The organism is Pseudenhygromyxa sp. WMMC2535 (assembly GCF_011083025.2).
In genome coordinates, this window is record NZ_JABJWV010000001.1 from 4,090,770 (window position 1) to 4,106,746 (window position 15,977).

The 15,977-nt window shown below is 70.2% G+C and carries 11 protein-coding genes; 9 read left to right on the forward strand and 2 right to left on the reverse strand.

Annotated features, from left to right (window positions below):
• Positions 1 to 39 precede the first annotated feature (39 nt).
• On the forward strand, positions 40 to 489 hold the full coding sequence (locus G6O69_RS16120) for a hypothetical protein (protein WP_172304387.1): 450 nt from the start codon (positions 40 to 42) through the stop codon (positions 487 to 489).
• 221 nt (positions 490 to 710) lie between these two features.
• A complete protein-coding gene (locus tag G6O69_RS16125) occupies positions 711 to 1,856 on the forward strand; it encodes a hypothetical protein (protein ID WP_172304388.1) in 1,146 nt (381 codons plus the stop codon).
• A 19-nt stretch (positions 1,857 to 1,875) separates the two neighbouring features.
• Here G6O69_RS16125 and G6O69_RS16130 read toward each other — a convergent pair whose 3' ends face one another.
• Positions 1,876 to 3,783 carry a CRTAC1 family protein gene (locus G6O69_RS16130; protein WP_172304389.1) on the reverse strand — a complete coding sequence of 636 codons (1,908 nt, stop codon included), beginning with the start codon at positions 3,781 to 3,783 and terminating at the stop codon, positions 1,876 to 1,878.
• A 144-nt stretch (positions 3,784 to 3,927) separates the two neighbouring features.
• Between G6O69_RS16130 and G6O69_RS16135 the strand changes: the two genes are divergently transcribed.
• From G6O69_RS16135 to G6O69_RS16145, 3 genes are all read left to right on the forward strand, one after another.
• Entirely contained in the window at positions 3,928 to 4,212 is a 285-nt protein-coding gene (locus G6O69_RS16135; protein ID WP_346017053.1) for a LysR substrate-binding domain-containing protein, read from the forward strand.
• Positions 4,213 to 4,379: 167 nt separating this feature from the next.
• Positions 4,380 to 6,851 (forward strand): hypothetical protein, encoded by a 2,472-nt coding sequence (locus G6O69_RS16140; RefSeq protein WP_172304390.1) that lies wholly within the window; start codon positions 4,380 to 4,382, stop codon positions 6,849 to 6,851.
• An 18-nt stretch (positions 6,852 to 6,869) separates the two neighbouring features.
• Positions 6,870 to 8,213 carry a hypothetical protein gene (locus G6O69_RS16145; protein WP_172304391.1) on the forward strand — a complete coding sequence of 448 codons (1,344 nt, stop codon included), beginning with the start codon at positions 6,870 to 6,872 and terminating at the stop codon, positions 8,211 to 8,213.
• Between the two features lie 19 nt (positions 8,214 to 8,232).
• On the opposite strand, the gene G6O69_RS16150 is transcribed toward G6O69_RS16145, so the two are convergent.
• The gene (locus G6O69_RS16150) at positions 8,233 to 8,472 is read right to left on the reverse strand and encodes a hypothetical protein (RefSeq protein ID WP_172304392.1); all 240 of its coding nucleotides are present in this window, start codon (positions 8,470 to 8,472) and stop codon (positions 8,233 to 8,235) included.
• Between the two features lie 197 nt (positions 8,473 to 8,669).
• Here G6O69_RS16150 and G6O69_RS16155 point away from each other — a divergent pair, with 197 nt between their 5' ends.
• The 4 genes from G6O69_RS16155 to G6O69_RS16170 all read left to right on the forward strand — a co-directional run bounded on the left by G6O69_RS16155 (position 8,670) and on the right by G6O69_RS16170 (position 15,750).
• Complete coding sequence (locus G6O69_RS16155; RefSeq protein WP_172304393.1) at positions 8,670 to 9,587, forward strand: WD40 repeat domain-containing protein; 918 nt, start codon at positions 8,670 to 8,672, stop codon at positions 9,585 to 9,587.
• Between the two features lie 609 nt (positions 9,588 to 10,196).
• Positions 10,197 to 12,209, forward strand: coding sequence for a c-type cytochrome (locus G6O69_RS16160; RefSeq protein ID WP_172304394.1), 2,013 nt, complete (start codon positions 10,197 to 10,199; stop codon positions 12,207 to 12,209).
• A gap of 25 nt (positions 12,210 to 12,234) precedes the next feature.
• Entirely contained in the window at positions 12,235 to 14,430 is a 2,196-nt protein-coding gene (locus G6O69_RS16165) for a hypothetical protein (RefSeq protein WP_172304395.1), read from the forward strand.
• A 234-nt stretch (positions 14,431 to 14,664) separates the two neighbouring features.
• A complete protein-coding gene (locus G6O69_RS16170) occupies positions 14,665 to 15,750 on the forward strand; it encodes a response regulator (protein WP_176396880.1) in 1,086 nt (361 codons plus the stop codon).
• The last annotated feature ends 227 nt before the right edge of the window (positions 15,751 to 15,977 follow it).

Consider the following 15,977-nt stretch of genomic DNA (forward strand, 5'->3'; position numbering starts at 1 on the left):
GCCTCCGAGCTGGGGTTGGCTTTGCGTACACTCGGGCCCGTGGACGTCCACCTGCCCTGCCCGCCGCTGCACGAGTGGCTGCCCGCTCGCTTCGCCGAGGGCCGAGTGGGGGCGTGGTCGTCTGCCCGGACGCCACGTCGGCTGCGAGCGACGCTGGCCGAGTGGCCGCGCCTCGACGCCGACGAGCCGGCGGCCCTCGCCGAGCTCGATGCGCTCGACGTGTTGATCTTCGGCCTTCGCCTCGAGCGTCCTGAGCTGCCCGAGTCGCTCCTGGCTCGGCTGCGCCCGGGGGCGTTGGTCGTCGAGCTCGCGTTGCCGCGGCCCCGGGCGCTGCGTCGGCTGCTGGGTCTGGAGCCCCCGCCGGCGGCACGCGCCGCGCGGGCGCAGGCGCGGACCTTGGACTGGCTTGGGCGCGGTCACCATGGCGTCGAGCAGTGGGAGTGCGTGGAGCCGGCGCGGGTCCTGGTCACGCTCTCGCGCCGTGGGTGAATGGGGGGCGAGCGAGCGCGCTCAGAGAGCCTCGAGCACATGATCGGCCACGACTCGTCATCGTCATCGCCATCGCCATCGCCGGTCGCCGCTCTAGAATCGATTGGGGCTTGGATGAAGAAATCCCTGTGTGCCTCCACAGGAACCTTTTTTAGAGGAACAAATGCACAGTTGTGTTTTCTTCATGATCGATTATAGCCCGCGAGGAGACCACACCAACCATGAAACATCTGTCGCACACCCTGTGTTTGTCGATCTCGCTCTCGTTGCTCGCGCTGCCGGCGTGCAAGTCCAAAGATGCCGGTGCCGAAGGTGACGCCAAGACCGACGCGGATGCCAAAGCAGGCGCGGCCAAGGCCGGCGAGCCCGCGACCGGCGGGAATGCTGCCCTTGCCGCCGGCTCGGTCACGCCGCCCGGTGGCCGCAGCGCGAGCGACAACCTCGCGCCCCTCGTCGAGCTCGTCGCGGGTCTCGAGGCCTGCAAGCTCTCGGCCGAGGGCGGCCTCGATGGTGAATGCGCCGGCTTCGACGAGTTTTACGACGCCGTCTCGGCCCAAGAGGACGACAAAGCCGTCAGCCGAACCCTCGTCAACTTCCTCGGCGACCAAAACGAGGTCGTCCGCTGGGCCGCCAGCGACCGGCTCGGTAGCTTGGACTTGCAGTCGTATCCGGCGCTGTTAGCGATGGCCCTCGCCGCCTTGGCGACCGAGACCAACGAGGAGATCTCGCGCAACATCGCCGGCAGCTTCGGTGTTCTCGAGGATAGCGTGCTCGCCAACCCCAGCGTCCAGGCGGGCCTCACCGCGGCGCTCGTCAAGGTCGAGGATGACGAGGCCTTCGACCACCTCCTGCCGCCGTCGAGCGCGTGCACGACCGAGGCTTGTTGGGGTCTGCTGGTCGCGGCCGTCAAGCAAAACCCCTCGCTCCGCAATCGGGCCGAGGCCGCGTACGCCCTGTACGATGTCGAAGGTATGCACCCCGAGGCTTGCGCGGCCGGCATCGAGCTCATCACCGTGCTGAGCAAAGAAGCGCCCGCGGCCGAGGACGCCAAGTTCGACCCCCACGAATGGGCTAGCTCGACCCTCTACGAACTCGCCCACTTCGAGTCGGGTGAGGGCGACGCGGTCAAGACCTGCGCCGCGGTTCTCCCTGGGCTGATCGACGAAGCGATCGCCCAGGCCAAGGCCGGGACCTTGCACGAGTCGGTCTTCTACGCCGTCCTCGAGCTCGACCAGCGCGAGGACAAGAAAGACTTCATGGCCAAGCTCATCACCTTGGCCGAGACCGTCGCCGCTGGCGCCAAATTCAACGACGAGATGAAGCAGACCGCCAACGGTGCCCTCGCAGACTACAAGGCCGAAGGCTAGTTAGCCTTTCCTGGCGGGCTCAGAGAGCCTCGAGCACCTGCAGGCGCTGTCCGGCCTCGATCTGCTCGAACACCTGGACGGCCCCGCTCGCCGGCCACTCGACCTCGACCCGATAGATGCGGTCGAGCGCGGGGTCGAAGTCGGGGCCGAGGCCAAAGTGTTGCACGAGCTCGCCCTCGCCGAGGAAGTGGCTGCCGACGCCGACCTCGCGGATCTGCGTCGGGCCCTCTACCGTGACCTGGACGCGGATCTTGGCCCCGCGGCCGTCGCGGTTGCTGACCTGACCTTCGACCTCGACCTGCAGCCAGGGCAGGGCGTTGCCGCCGTCGTTGCGCAGCAGCCTGGGCTGGCCGGCGTGGTTGATCACCAGCAGGTCGAGGTCGCCGTCGCGGTCGTAGTCGAAGCTCACGAGCCCGCGGCCCTGGCCGCGATCGTCGACGCCGCGGGCCTCGCCCTCCTCGCTCATCACGCCCACGCCCTGGTTGAGCCACAGGCGCATGGGCGTGTCGGCGTGGTAGAGGCCGCCGGAGATGTCGCGGCCCGGCCAGCCGTTGGCTACCGCGAGGTCGGGGTCGCCGTCGTTGTCGGCGTCGAAGAAGCTCGCGCCCCAGGCCCAGGCGGCGTCGCGGACCCCGGCGAGGTCGGTGTAGAGCTGGAACTCGCGCGCGCCGAAGTAGCGGTAGAGGCGGTTGCCCGAGCCGGCCCAGCAAGGCGGCTGCTCGTCGATGTCGCAGGGCCGGGACTCGGCGATCGAGGTCACGAACCAGTCGAAGGCGCCATCGAGGTCGACGTCGGCGAAGCTCGAGCCCATGGCGTTGGACTCGCGGTTGATCTTGGCCGCGACGCTGCCGTCGATGAAGGGGCCGCCGGGGTCCTCGGCGCCGGGGTTCCAAAACAGCCGCGAGCGGTGAAAGTCCACGGTGATCGCCAGATCCTGCCAGCCGTCGTCGTCGAGGTCGGCGAAGGTCGAGGAGAACGCGAAGGTCCCGTCGACGTCGGCGCCCCACAGGTCGACGCCGAGGGCCTCGGTGCGGTCGAGGAAGTAGCCGCCGCCGGTGTTGCGCAGCAGCCGGGCGCGGTGCGACGCGAACCCGGGATCGCCGGGCTGCGGGGCCTGCTCGAGGCGCAGCCACTCGTTGACGTGGAGGTCGAGCCAGCCGTCGCGGTCGTAGTCGCCCAAGGTCACGCTCTCGCCGCTGTGCATGGTCGGCGAGGACAGGGCGAAGCCGCGGGCCTCACCCTCTTCGACGAAGCCGAGCGCGCCGGTCTCGACCAGCTGGTTCATCCACAGCTGGTAGCTGTAGTCGCCGACCGTGGTCAGCAACAGGTCGAGGTCGCCGTCGTTGTCGACGTCGCCAAAGTTGACCCCGTTGGTCCAGCTGCACCCGCCCAGGCCGACCTGCTCGGCGACGTCGACGAAGGTCCCGTCGCCTTGGTTGAGGAAGAGGTGGTCCGGGGCGGCGAGCCGGGTCATGTAGATCTCGGGCCAGCCGTCGCCGTCGAGATCGCCGACGCTGGCGCCGCCGGTGAACCACTGCGGCTCGCAGTCCAAAAAAGGGCTCAGCGAGGCGCCCGAGGGCCGCGGAAAGATGCACTCGTAGTTGGCGGGGTGGGTCTGGCGGTACTGTAGCGTGCCCAGGCCCGCGGCCTCGCCGACCTCGGTGAACACGGGGCAGAGCTCCCCGGCGCAGGCCTGCTCGCTCGGCGGGGTGCCGGCTGGCGTGGCGGCCGGGGGGTCCCAGTCACCGCAGACCAGGGGGTCGAAGGGCTCGCCGGCATCACTGGTCTCGCCGGTGTCTTGGGTGGTCTCGGTGGGGCCGGCTTCGTCGTCGTCGAGGCCGCCGGGGAGGGGCGCCGCGCAGCCGCTGGTGGCGACGGCGAGCTGGACCAGGAGGGCGCTCGGGAGCGCGTGTCGAGTGCCCCGCACGGCGTCGAGTCTAGCAGCCCATGATGAAAGGCGACACGACCCCGAGCAGGGTTCCAGCGAGCAGTCAATCCTCAGGCCTTCGACGCAATCGAGCGCTCTCGCGGCTGCCGGTGGATCGTCCCCGACAACGCCGAGCTGCCCAGCGTGCGCTGGCTGAAAAAAACGATCGCGGCCGCCGAGGGCGAGCCGCCGACGCTCGTGGTCAGCCACTCCTTGCTGACCATGACCGCCGCGATCGCCGGCGCCGGCCTGGTCTTGCTGCCGCAGTACGCCGGCGACAACGAGGCGCAGCTGACCCGGGTGGGCGAGCCCTTCGACGCCCTGGCGATGACCTCGTGGCTGGTCTGCCACGCGAGCGCGCGCAGGCTGCCGCGGGTCCGCTGGACGCGCGATACCGTCGGTGACCTGCTCACGCCCTGGGGGAGCTGAGAGTCGGCCTCGAAGGCCGGCAAGGCACCGGCATTCGAGTGACACTTCATTGTCGAGGTCATTGCGCAGCGGCGGTGAGCCGGCGCTGCACATGATGAACATGGGTTCGTTCATGGCGCGCATTCCCTCGCAATGCCAAACATGCATTCGTGCGAGAGTGCGCGGCGATGACCAAGTCGAAATTGATCTTTGCGCTGGCCCTGCCCCTCGCCGCATGTGGTGGCGACGACGCGCCAGTCTCGGACACGGGGAGCGACGTGACCGCAGAGAGCTCGGCGGACGAGGCCGAGGGGTCGTCTTCGGGGGAGAGCAGCGACGACGACGTGGGCGAGAGCGCCACCGAGACTTCGTCCGACGATGGCGGCGAGAGCGTGCCGGAGGACTGCTTCGTGCCCGAGGACGCGCCGGCGGAGCTGGGCGAGGGCAGCGAGGGCGGGCCGGTGGCCTACTGGGTCTCGCAGCCGGTGTTGCCCGACGACACGGTGATCGTCACGGGCGGGCGCATGGGCGAAGGGCTCGATGCCGCGCTGGTCCAGCTCTCGGATTGGCCACGCGGCGACCCGCTGGACGCGGCCGCGCCGGTGCCCGCGTGGACCTCCGTGGAGCTGCCGACGGCGACCGAGCGCAGCGCGAGCTTCACGGTCCCGGCCGACTGGGGCGAGGGCGTCTACGCGGCGCGGCTGAGCATGGGCGACGCGAGCAGCGAGGCGATCTTCGTCAATCGCCCGGAGGTGTGGTTCGTGAGGGGGGACCGAGGCGAGAGCGCCACGCCGGGGGGCGTGTTCACGGTCGCGGGCACCTCTTTGGACGCGGGCGGCTGCCTGGATCCCCTCGCGGCCCTGGTCGCCGACGGTGAGGTGGTGGCCGAGCTCCCCCTCGCCGAGCGCCTGACCACCGGCGGCTACGGCCTGGTCTTCGACGTGCCCGAGGACGTGCCCGAGGGTGAGTACGCGCTTTATGTCCACAACGGTCGCGGGGGCACCAACGGCTGGTCGCGCTACGCGAGCTTCGACTCGGCGCCGATCGAGACGGTGACGATCGCGGCCGCGCCGGCGTGGCCGCAGACCACCGTGGTCTTGGAGGACAGCCTGGGCGAGACCGACGACGAGCGCTTCGCGGCGGCGCTCGAGCTGCTGGCGGAGGGCGGGACCTTGGAGATCCCCGCGGGCAGCTACGAGCTCAGCGCGCCCCTCGAGCTGCCCGACGACACGCTGCTGGTGGGCGCGGGCATGGACCAGACGACGATCCGCTGGCCGGTCGCGCCGCTGGACGAGCAGTCTTTGGTCAGGGGGGCGACGATCCCCAACACGAGCTACCGCGGGAACTTCTCCCTGGAAGACTTGAGCCTCGAGGCGGGGACCGACTTCGCAAACCGCGTGGTCTCGCGCGAGGCCACCGAGCCCGGGGCCGTAGGCTGGCTCCGCGGCGTGCGGATCGCCGTCGACTTCGGCGAGGCGTGGGGCGCCATGGCGCTCTTCTTGCGCAACACCTCGAACATCGAGATCAGCGACTGCGAGCTCGAGGCGGCGATCAGCTTCTTCGCCCGCGAGGGCGTGCACTACGTCGCGCTCACGGGTACGGCGCTCAACTGGTACTGGGCCAGCTATCACATGTCGGGGCGCTCGCACGCCTTCGTGGTCCACGACAACGAGGTCCACCAGCTGGGCACGGCGGAGGGCAACGGCTGGGTGACGGAGCCCAACCCCAACCCCGGGGCGTGGTTCACCACTTTTAATGGGGACTGGTACCAAGGCGGGCCCTACACCCGCGACGTGCTGTGGGTTGGCAACCACTCGAGCCGGGACACGGACGAGCCGCAAAAAGCCTACGTCGGCCAGACCTCCGACGGCGGCGACGCGATCTTCACCGGCCACGTCGTCAGCGCCGCGGGGACCACCATCGAGCTCGATGGCGCGACCGTGCAGAAGTACCACCCGAGCACCGATGAGCCGCTCGATTACGACTGGGCGGGTTGCATGATCCAGGTGCTCGACGGCGCGGGGGCTGGGCAGTGGCGGCTGGTGCTCGACGCCGGGCCGAGCGAGTCGACGCTGGAGATCGAGCGGGCCTTCGACGTCGCCCTCGACGAGACCTCGATCGTCAGCGTGATCAACTTTCAGGGCCGCTTCCTCTTCGTCGACAACGACTTCGACAACGAGCCGCTGCTCCAGGAGTACTTCGTGACCATGGACTCGATCCTCGCCGACAACCGCATGGGCATGGACGGCCACACCCTCAACCTCCCGGCGTGGACAGGCCTGCACTACGACGGCTTCGCGCCGGCGTGGCACTATCAAGTGCTCGACAACGAGGTCCAAGCCGGAAACGCGACCAGCTTCAACTCCTTCACCACGACCTCGAGCGCGGACAGCTTCGAGGGCGAGGTGCTCGGGGCGGCCCACGTCTACCGCCGGGTGAGCTGCGATGTGGGCACCTGCAACCTCTACCTGCGCGGCGGCAACCTGACCTTCGCCGACTCGCTGGTCGAGCACGCGCGCATCGACGAGTTCCGGTTCAAGAGCGGGGAGGAGATGCCCGGCTTCACGGGGGTGGTGATCCGCGACGTCGAGACCCCCGAGGGGCAGACGCCGCCCGGGCTCGACGGGGACATCCCCGCGGGCGTGGTCGTGCTCGAGTAGCAGGCTGGCCGGTTCCGCGTGGCTGAGTCACAATCGGACTCGGCCATGCGCGCGCGCCTCGTTTCACTTTCGTCCACGCTCTCGCTCGGTCTCGCGGCCTTCGCCTGCTTGCCCGCGCAGGGCGGGCGGGAGTCCGCGCCGGGGCCGAGCCTGAGCTCGACGGACGCGCCGGACGCCGGACCGGCGAAGACGAAGACCGGCGAGGGCGAGGCGGGCGCTGGCGAGGCTCGAGCTGCGGACGCCCAGTTCGAGGAGCCGGAGCCGGAGCCCGCGGTAGCGCAGCCCGAGCCCGAGCAGCCCGAGCCTCCGCCCGAGGTCGACTCGCAGCTCGTCACGGGCCGCTTCCTGGCCGCCGACGCGCAGCCGGGCTTGCTCGAATTTAGCCAGGCCGTGGCGCAGCCCGGGGCGCTGTGGGTGGGCAAGCTCGAGGGCAACGGCGGCCGCGACGTGCTGATCTACATCCCCCCGGGGGCCGACGACGCCGCGCCCTTCGAGCTCATCTATCACTTTCACGGAACCTACAGCGAGCACGTCGAGGCCAAGCGCGAGGGCCTGGCCAAGAAGAAGTGGGTCGGCTGGGACCGCCTCGAGCAGACCATGGCCGCGGCCGCGCAGCTCCAGGCCGAGCGCGACCACAACGTCGCGCTGATCTACCCTTTCTCGGCCGGCAAGCGCATCGAGCCGTGGCACCGCGGCTGGCACAACGCGGCCTACGACCGGATGTGGATGGACCCCGCCCAGCCGCCGGACTTCCGCGACAGCTTCGACCGCCTGCACGCCGAGGTCGTCGAGGTCCTCGTCGACAGCCTCGGCGCGCACCCCAGCAAGATCCGCACGCCGGTGCTCGCCGAGGGCCACAGCGCCGGGGGCATGGCGCTGCGCAACATCGCCGTGGTCGGCACGCAGCTCGTCGGCGAGTACCTCTTCCTCGACGCGGGCTTTCAGGGCTGGTCCGACGTCGCCTACGAGGCCCTCCAGACCCAGGGCTCCAAGGCGGTGTTGACCATGGTGATCACCGAGGGGGGGATCGCGGATCCGCTGGCCGGACGCACGCCCTGGTGCGTGAGCTTCGAGGCCCACGCGCAGCAGTGGGCCGAGGCCCGCGGCTGGTGTGCCGAGCACGAGGGCGAGGCCGAGCCGCGGGGGGCCGACGCCGACTGCGAGACCCTCGAAGAAGACGCCGAGCTGTGGGTCCACAGCGAGCAGTGGTGCCGCGACATGGCCGAGGACATGCGCAGCGTGCCGCGGGTCAACGTCGTGCGCACCCGCGTCCATCACGGGGACCAGCCGCGCCGCTTCACCGGCGGCCTGGGCCTCAACGCCGCCCACGACGGCGAGCGCCAGGCCGCGGGCGAGGGCTGAGGCGGCCGCGTCGGTCGCGTCAGGACTTGGGCTCGGACTTGGGCTCGGACTTGGTCGGGTCTCGGCGACCCTCACGGACGAGGTAGAGCACCGCGCCCACGACGACAGCGAGCAAGAAGAGCTTGACCAGCTTGGGCAGCAGGCGCAGGGCCACGAAGGCGAGGATCGCCACCAAGATCAGCAGCCCCGCGAGCTTGCCGATCCAGCCCTGGCGCTTGGAGGCGGCGCTGGTGTCTTTATTTGCTTGGTCCCCGCTCATGGGGGGATCGTGGATCAGCGCGGGGGCCCGCGTCGAGGTGGTCGCGCGAGAATCTTCCGGTTTGATGTTCTGGAGGCGTCACCGAGGGTCTCCTCGAGCTCGGGGGCAAGGCCCGAGCGAGTCGGGGCTCGCCCTTTGTCGCCGCGTCTCGTGCTCGAGCTCGGGGAGGCTGTAGACTCTCGTCGATGCGAAGCTGTGTGCAGCTCATCGGACTGCTGGTCGTGGCGCTGGCCACCGGCGCATGTAGGAGAGTCCCGGCGGCGACGCCCGGGGCTACTGCGGCTGTGAGTGAGGCCGCTCCCCCCGCAGCCCAGACAGGCGCGGCCACGACCTTGGCGGCGGTGAGTGATGAGCCCTGTCGGGCGGGGGAGCTGCTAAAGGCGTTCGACTTCGACGGTCAGGGTCGGACCGGAGTGGGCTTTTCACCCGATGGGGAGATCCTGGTCACGGTGGGTCTCCGTAAGCCCGTGCATGCCTGGGATGGCTGGAGCTTCGAGCTGCTCGCCTCCTTGCCGGATCCCATGGATAGCTTCATCTCGCCGGTGAACTTCGTGGGAGGGCACACCTTTTTGCTGGCGGAGGAGAAGGCGATCAATTTCTACGACATCGATACGGGAGAGTCGCGAGGGCGGGTTGTCCATGGTTTTCCTGATCCGTTGCTCACGAACCTGCAGGTCTCTCGTTCCGGTCAATACGTTCTGACTACAGGAACGATCGATGAATACTTCGGGACCCAGATGCTGACGATCTGGGACGTGGCGACGACCTCGGCGATCGCTAGCGTCCCAAACGATGGAAGCCCTTGGCCGGTGGCGATCTCTGATGGCGAGGATCGTCTCGTAGCCTTAAAAAACCGAGGGGAGCTGGTGGCCTACGAACTGCCGTCTGGGCGAGAGCTGGGAGCGGTGTTCGATGTCGAGCCGCCTCTTCAACTATCTGCGGACTTCAAATTTCTCCCCGGTGGGCACCGGTTGGTGGCGCAGACTACGGGTCAGCTGATGTTCAGGGATGTTGACGGAGGCGAGGTCCTGTTTGGGGAGGTCCCGAGCGGTGTTGGACTAGTGTGCGCGGCAGAGGACTTGAAGGGTCCCTGGCGCCGGACCGCCGGTTGCTGACGAGGCGCGAGGAGGGAGTTTGTCGGGCACAAATGACTGACGAGCAACGAAGTCAGCGGCCGGTGCTCCAAGCCTGGGGCCCTTCAAGTCCTCTGCCGCGCACACTAGGTTCGTACAGCACCTTGGAGGTGACGGGAGACGGTCGACGTCTCGCAGGGCTGGCGGACTGGACTGAGGGGTGGCTGTGGGACGTGGAAGGGCACGCATTGTTGATGAGCTTCAGATTTGGAGAGTTCCCGCGAAAAATGACGGCGATGACGTCGAGCGCAGATGGACGGTTGTTCGTTGGCGGAGATCAGGGGACGTTGCGCCAGTGGAACATGGAGAGCGGGGGAGAGCTGTACTCGCTCGGCCCCATGCCGTCGGAGATCAGGCAACTCGCGGTTTCCTCGGACAGCACGCGATTGGCTGTTGCTCACATGGAGGGGGCGGCGGTCTGGTGCATCGCTGCTGAGGGCTAGCGATCGAGCGCTCTCGCGCTCGGGGCCGTACCCGGAGCGAGTTTTGCGGCCTTTCACCACGGGCTCCTTGGTCGGGGTGGGCTCGGGTGCCAACTTTTTTTGACCTTGGCCGAAAACATTCCAGCCGCTCGGGCGTCATTGGTCCCCGATGACCGCCAAGCCCGGGATGACCTGGTCCTTGCTGAGCGCGGCCGTGCTGGGCCTGGGCCTGGCGGCGGCCGACGACGCCGCTGGCCGCAAGCTGATGATGGAGGACACCCACGAGTTCGGCCCGCAGGTCGCGGCGACGCCGGACTTCGCCTTCGAGGGGGCCCCGCTCGGCGATGTGTCGGCGCCGACGGTGCTGCCTCACGTCGGCAGCCACGGCGGCACGGTGATCGCCGATGGCGAGGGCGCGCTGAGCATCGATCGTGACAGCGGCGCGCTGGTCCGCAGCGACGCCTCCGGCCGCGCGGTCGCGAGCCTGGCTTTCTCGCCTGGCGCTGGCGAGCTCGTCCGCGATGGCGCGAGCGGGGCGGTGTTCTTGGCGGATCGGGCCGACGACCGCGTGGTGATGATCGCCCCCGGGGACGCCGGCGGGCGCGGGCTGGAGGTGCTCTCGGGCGCGCAGATCCGCGAGCCCCACGGTCTCGCGCTGAGCCCCGACGGGGCCACCCTCTACGTGACCTCGGTCGCCAACCACGAGCTCGTCGCGCTCGACACCCAGACCATGGCGCAGCGCTGGGCGGTCGAGCTGGCCCCGGAGCCACGCGGCGTCGCGGTCTCGGCCGACGGCAAGCGGGCCGTCGTCGGCTTCTTGTCCATGGGCGCCCTCGCCAGCGTCGAGCTCGACGGGCTCAGCCCCAGCGTCAGCTACATCGCCCTCGACCCGGGCAGGACGATCGCTCGGGGCAACACCGTGGCAGACGCCTTCTCGGGGCCGCAGCAGTTCAACACCAATAACTCGCTGTCCAACCAGCGCTTCAATCAGGGCAAGCCCTCGCTCGCGGACGTGCAGGACATCGGCCGCGGGTTCGCGCGCAACACCTACGTGGTGGGCTTCGTCGGCGACGGGCTGATCGTGGCGCCCCACCAGCTCAGCGCGCCGCACATGGCCAACGCCGGCAGGGAGGACGAGGGCACCTACGGCGGAGGCGGGTTCTTGCCCTCGATCATCCATCGCCTGGCGATGGTCGACAGCGAGCACAGCGTCGCGCCGGCGGTGGTGTTTGCGACGATCGGCGTGCACCAGCCGCGCGCCTTGGCCTACGACGCGGCCAGCGACACGCTCTACCTCGCGGGCTACGGGGACGACCGCATCATGGCGGTGGCCGAGGTCTCGCGCAGCACGGCGCACATGGCCTGGAGCACCTGGGCGAACCCCGGGCACAGCTGCGGCGTCGACGGTCTGGCCGTGGACGCCGAGGGGCTGTGGGTGCACTGCGAGCTCGGCCGCAACCTCGTGCGCCACGACCTGGCGAGCATGGGCGAGCGCGGCGTGGCCAAGACCACGGTCGGCCCGGCCCTGACCGCGAGCGCGCGCTCGCAGGCCGCCCAGCGCGGCGCCGAGCTGTTCCGTCGCGGAGGCGAGACGCGGCTGTCGGGGGGCGGGGTCATGGCCTGCGCCAGCTGTCACGCGGAGGGGCGCAGCGACGGGCTGTCGTGGCGGATCGAGGGCCACAACCTCCAGACCCCGATGCTCGGCGGGCGGCTCCAGGGCGCGCACCCCTTCAAGTGGGACGGGAAAGACGCGGACCTGCGCACGAGCTTGACCAACACCGTGGGTCGGCTCGGCGGCAGCGGGCTGAGCCATGAGGAGGTCAGCGACCTCGAGGCCTTCTTGAGCAGCCTGCCCCCGCCCAAGGCGCCCAGCGTCACGGACAGCGGGGCCGTGGTGCGTGGGCGGGCGGTGTTCGAGAGCGCCGACGCGGCCTGCTCGGCCTGCCACGACGGCCCGCGCCTGGCCGACGGCAACCAGTACGATCTCGACACCAACATCGGGGCCGTGGACACGCCCTCGCTGATCGGCCTGGCCCACAGCGCGCCCTACTATCACGACGGCTCGGCGCGGACCTTGCGGGCGCTGCTGACCGACAAGGGCAGCGTGCACGACATGGGCTCGACGGCGCACCTGAGCGTCGGCCAGGTCGATGACCTGATCGCCTACCTCGAGAGCCTCTGAGCTGCCTGGTTGGAGAGAACCTCGCATGCGCTTTTTGACCCGCCTCGCTCGTCTGTCTGTCGTGATCGCCGTGGCCGGGGGCGCCCTCGCGTGCAAGTCGACGCAGGGCGAGCGCTCGCGAGTCCCCGAGGCCGACGCGCAAGAGGCCGGGGCAGCTGCTGACTCAGGGGCGTCCGAACCGGTCTATCGCGCCAGCGAGGGCACGCCTCACTTCGCGGAGATCGCGATGGTCAGGCTCGATCCCTCGGGCCAGGGGGCGCTGACCTGCGACGCCAAAGGTGGCGTGCGCCTGTGGGCTGCCCTCGATGGCTCCCGCGAGCCGATGCGCGTGCCGATCCGGGACCCGCGCTCGATGAGCCTGGCCCGCGGCCCCAACGCGGGGAGCTGGGTGCTCGCGCTCGTCGACGCCGCTGGCGGGGCGCGGGTGGTCGACGTCGACGCGGACGGGGGCATGCGCGCGCGGGCCAGCTTGCCGCCCACGCAGCCGCTGACGAACCTGCTCGTGTTGCCGGGCGGGGAGCGGCTGCTGGGGGTCGGCGCGGATCATGTGCTCCGGCTCTTCGATCTCGACGGCCGCGAGCTCGCCCGCCTGGATCAGCCGAGCCTGCGCCCCGCCGAGCTGCGCGTGGTCGCCGGCCCCGAGCCGGGGAGCGAGGCAGGGGGCGAGTCGGAGAGTGGGTCGGGGAGCGGGGCGCGGGTCATCGCGCTGACCGCCGCCGAGTTCGACGAGCAGCGAGAGCGCTTCGTCGTGGAGGTGCTGCCCCTCGAGCTCGGGCCCGAGTCGATCGCGCTCGGGGTGGGCCGCGAGAAGCTGCTCTTCGACATGGCGCCGACCCGCGACAACCCCTCGCTGACCGCCGACGGGCGCGGGCTGGTCTTCGTCGAGGGCCGCCAGGCAAAGGACGGCGCCTGGGTGGTGAGCGAGGTCGATCTCGAAACCGGGCGCCGGCGGAGCGTCGACTCGCGCCTGGTCTCCCCCGCGCAGCCGCGGGTGATGGCGCTGCCCGGCGACCGGGCGCTGCTCGACGACGGCACGGGGGTCGGGCGGATCGTCGACTTCGCGGGCGGCCGCGTCCTGCTCGAGCCGCTGCGCTCGAACCCAAACCTCAGCCCGCTGGTGGCCGACGCCGTCGGCTCGACCCGGATCGTGTCGATGAGCAACTGGCTGGTCGTCCACGAGCTCGAGGCCGACGAGTCGCTCTATCTCGGCTACGGGCAGGCGACCTTCAACGGCGCCGGGCTGTCGCCGGATGGGCGCCGGGTCGCCTGGACCACGGGGGATCGCGTGCTGGTCGATGACCTCGAGGGCGCGGGGGAGCTGTTCGAGGTCCCGGATGTGGAGCTCTTCAACGCGATCTTCGTCGACTTCATCGACGACGAGACCTTGCTCTTCGTCGACTGGGGAGGCGCGGTCAAGCTCCTGCGCTGGGCCAGCGGAGAGGTGCTCGACGCCGTCGACCTCGGGACCAACGTCGTGAGCGCCGAGATGGTCATGGGGCCCGAGGGCGGGGTGCTGCTCGTGCGCTCGGGCATGTGGACGAACCCCGTGCTGATCGAGGTCCACGCCCAGAGCTTTGGCCGGCGCTTCCTGGTCGAGGACAGGGACAGCATGGCGGGCGTGCTCGCCCCGCGCGGGCAGCCGCTCGAGCGCTGGGGGGTCTGGACCTATACGCGGGCAAGCTGGGGGCTGCACAGCTTCGACCTCGAGCACCTCCGCGCTGGCGTCGATGCGCTCGCGGGGGGGGAGGTCGAGCGCGCCATGGTCGACGTCAGCCGGATCGGGATGATGGCCGTGGACGCCTCGGGCCGGCTGTTGTGGGGGTCGAGCTCGGGGGGAGAGGCGACGCTGGAGATCATCGACGGCGAGGAGGACCGCGCGCTCTCGCTGGGCACAGGCTCGGTCATCAAGCTCTCGCCCGATCCCAGGGGCGAGCGCGTGGCGGTGGTCTTGCAGCGCAGCAGCGGCGCCGTGCTCAGCGTCTACGACCTCGGCAAAGACGAGCTGCGCTGGGCCAGGCCGGTCCCCGCCACGGTCACGAGCATCGCCTGGTCCGACGAGGGCGGCCGCGTGGCGGTGTCGACCGCCTTCGGCGGTGGCATGGTGCTCTCGGTGGACACGGGCGAGATCGTCGAGGCGCGCTGTGGCCAGCGCTTCGAGGCGCGCAGGACGGCGCCGGTGAACGTCGGCCTCATCGATGAGCTCAGCGTCTGCGAGCTTTGAGCGCCTCGCCGCGCTGGCGAGACGTCCAGGCTGAGCGGCGGGTTCGAAGACCGAGCGCGAGCTGAGCGATCTCGCCTCGGAGCGTGCCCGACGTCCCGAGGGTCGGGCCCCGGGCCACCAGCTGGAGGACCCCGACGTCGGTCGGGGATCGGGGTCGTCGAGCGCTCGGGCCGGTACTCGAGGCGAGCCCGAGGGGCGAGACCGGCGCGAGGCGAGCACGTCGTTTTGTGGGCGATGTCCGTGCTCGACGCGGGCGAGCGCGGGCGAGCGCGGGGCGTCTGGATCCCCATCGTCGGTCGAGCCGACCCCCGGTCCAGGATGACGAGGGCGGCCGGGGATGGCACACAAACCTCCTGGCTGATCATCTTCGGGACGGCCCTGGAGCGGGCCGCCGCCGGCGCTCCCAACCGTCAGCCGAGCTTTGCCATGACCACCACCAGCCTCCGACCGCTCGCCTTGATCGTCGACTGTGATCGCTCGCAGCGCGAGCTGACAGCCGAGACCCTCGAGTCCCTGGGGCATGAGATCACGCTGGCGACCTCGCAGCGCGAGGCCGAGCAGCGGCTCTCGGATACGCTCTTCGACTACGCCCTCGTGGATCTGCAGATCCCCTGGGACGCCGGGCGAGCGCCCCGGGTCGAGCGCGGGCTCAACCTGATCAGCCACGCGGCCAAGCTGCCGTCGGCGCGGCGGCCCGGGCTGATCGCCACGACGCAGCTCGGTCGGGATCACGAGCTGTGTCGGCGGGCCTTTCGAGCCGGGGCGGACGACTTCTTGAAGAAGCCCTACGACCGCGAGTCGGAGTGGCCGGCGCCTCGGGTCCAGCGCTTGTTGCAGCGCCTGCAGGGGGCGCGTCGACGCGAGCGCGAGCCGGCGAGGGCGACCAAGAAAGGGGCGGCGTCGGGGGAGGCCTTTGCTGGGCGCGAGGACGGGGGACCGCAGGTCCGGCTGATCGGCCGCGAGCATCGTCGGCGCAGTCAGCTGCAGATCGACGGGCAGCGAGTCGACCTCGCGCGCCAGCAGTTTCGGCTCTTCGCCCACCTTTGCGCCCACGCCCGCCAGCGCCCGGGGGAGTTCATGGTGCTGCGAGAGGTGCCGGGCTTGGACAGCGGACACCGTCAGGCGCTCGGGCGGGTGCGCAAGGCCTTCGAGGATCAGCTCCCGGGGTTTTGGGGAGAGGTCGCGGCTCGCGACGGGCGAGGTGGCGTGCGCTTGGAGATTCCGCCGGGGTGTATCAGCGCGGAGCCGGGGGTGTTCGAGGGCGACGAGGTCTTGGGGGCGCTCGTCGGGGTGTTCGAGGCCGCGCTTTTGGTGGAGTGATCTTCGGGAGGGCTGGCGGGCGAGAGGGGCCTGGACTGGAGGGTCGAGCTTTCGACAGGGGCGGGGGCACGAGGTGGGGGGCCGGGTGTCGTTTTTGGGCGAGTGGGAGGGAGGCGCGAGGGCGAAGCGCGCGGGCTGTGTCTCGTTTGGCGTGGATTCTTCACCGGCGTGACGCGGATCGGGCACCTGTGCGCAGCACAACAGGGGTATCGAGGTCGCACGAACTG

Coding starts and splice junctions, on each gene's coding strand:
- G6O69_RS16150 (WP_172304392.1), bottom strand. CDS start 8,472: ATGAGCGGGGACCAAGCAAATAAAGACACCAGCGCCGCCTCCAAGCGC.
- G6O69_RS16165 (WP_172304395.1), top strand. CDS start 12,235: ATGCGCTTTTTGACCCGCCTCGCTCGTCTGTCTGTCGTGATCGCCGTG.
- G6O69_RS16160 (WP_172304394.1), top strand. CDS start 10,197: ATGACCGCCAAGCCCGGGATGACCTGGTCCTTGCTGAGCGCGGCCGTG.
- G6O69_RS16170 (WP_176396880.1), top strand. CDS start 14,665: ATGTCCGTGCTCGACGCGGGCGAGCGCGGGCGAGCGCGGGGCGTCTGG.
- G6O69_RS16125 (WP_172304388.1), top strand. CDS start 711: ATGAAACATCTGTCGCACACCCTGTGTTTGTCGATCTCGCTCTCGTTG.
- G6O69_RS16140 (WP_172304390.1), top strand. CDS start 4,380: ATGACCAAGTCGAAATTGATCTTTGCGCTGGCCCTGCCCCTCGCCGCA.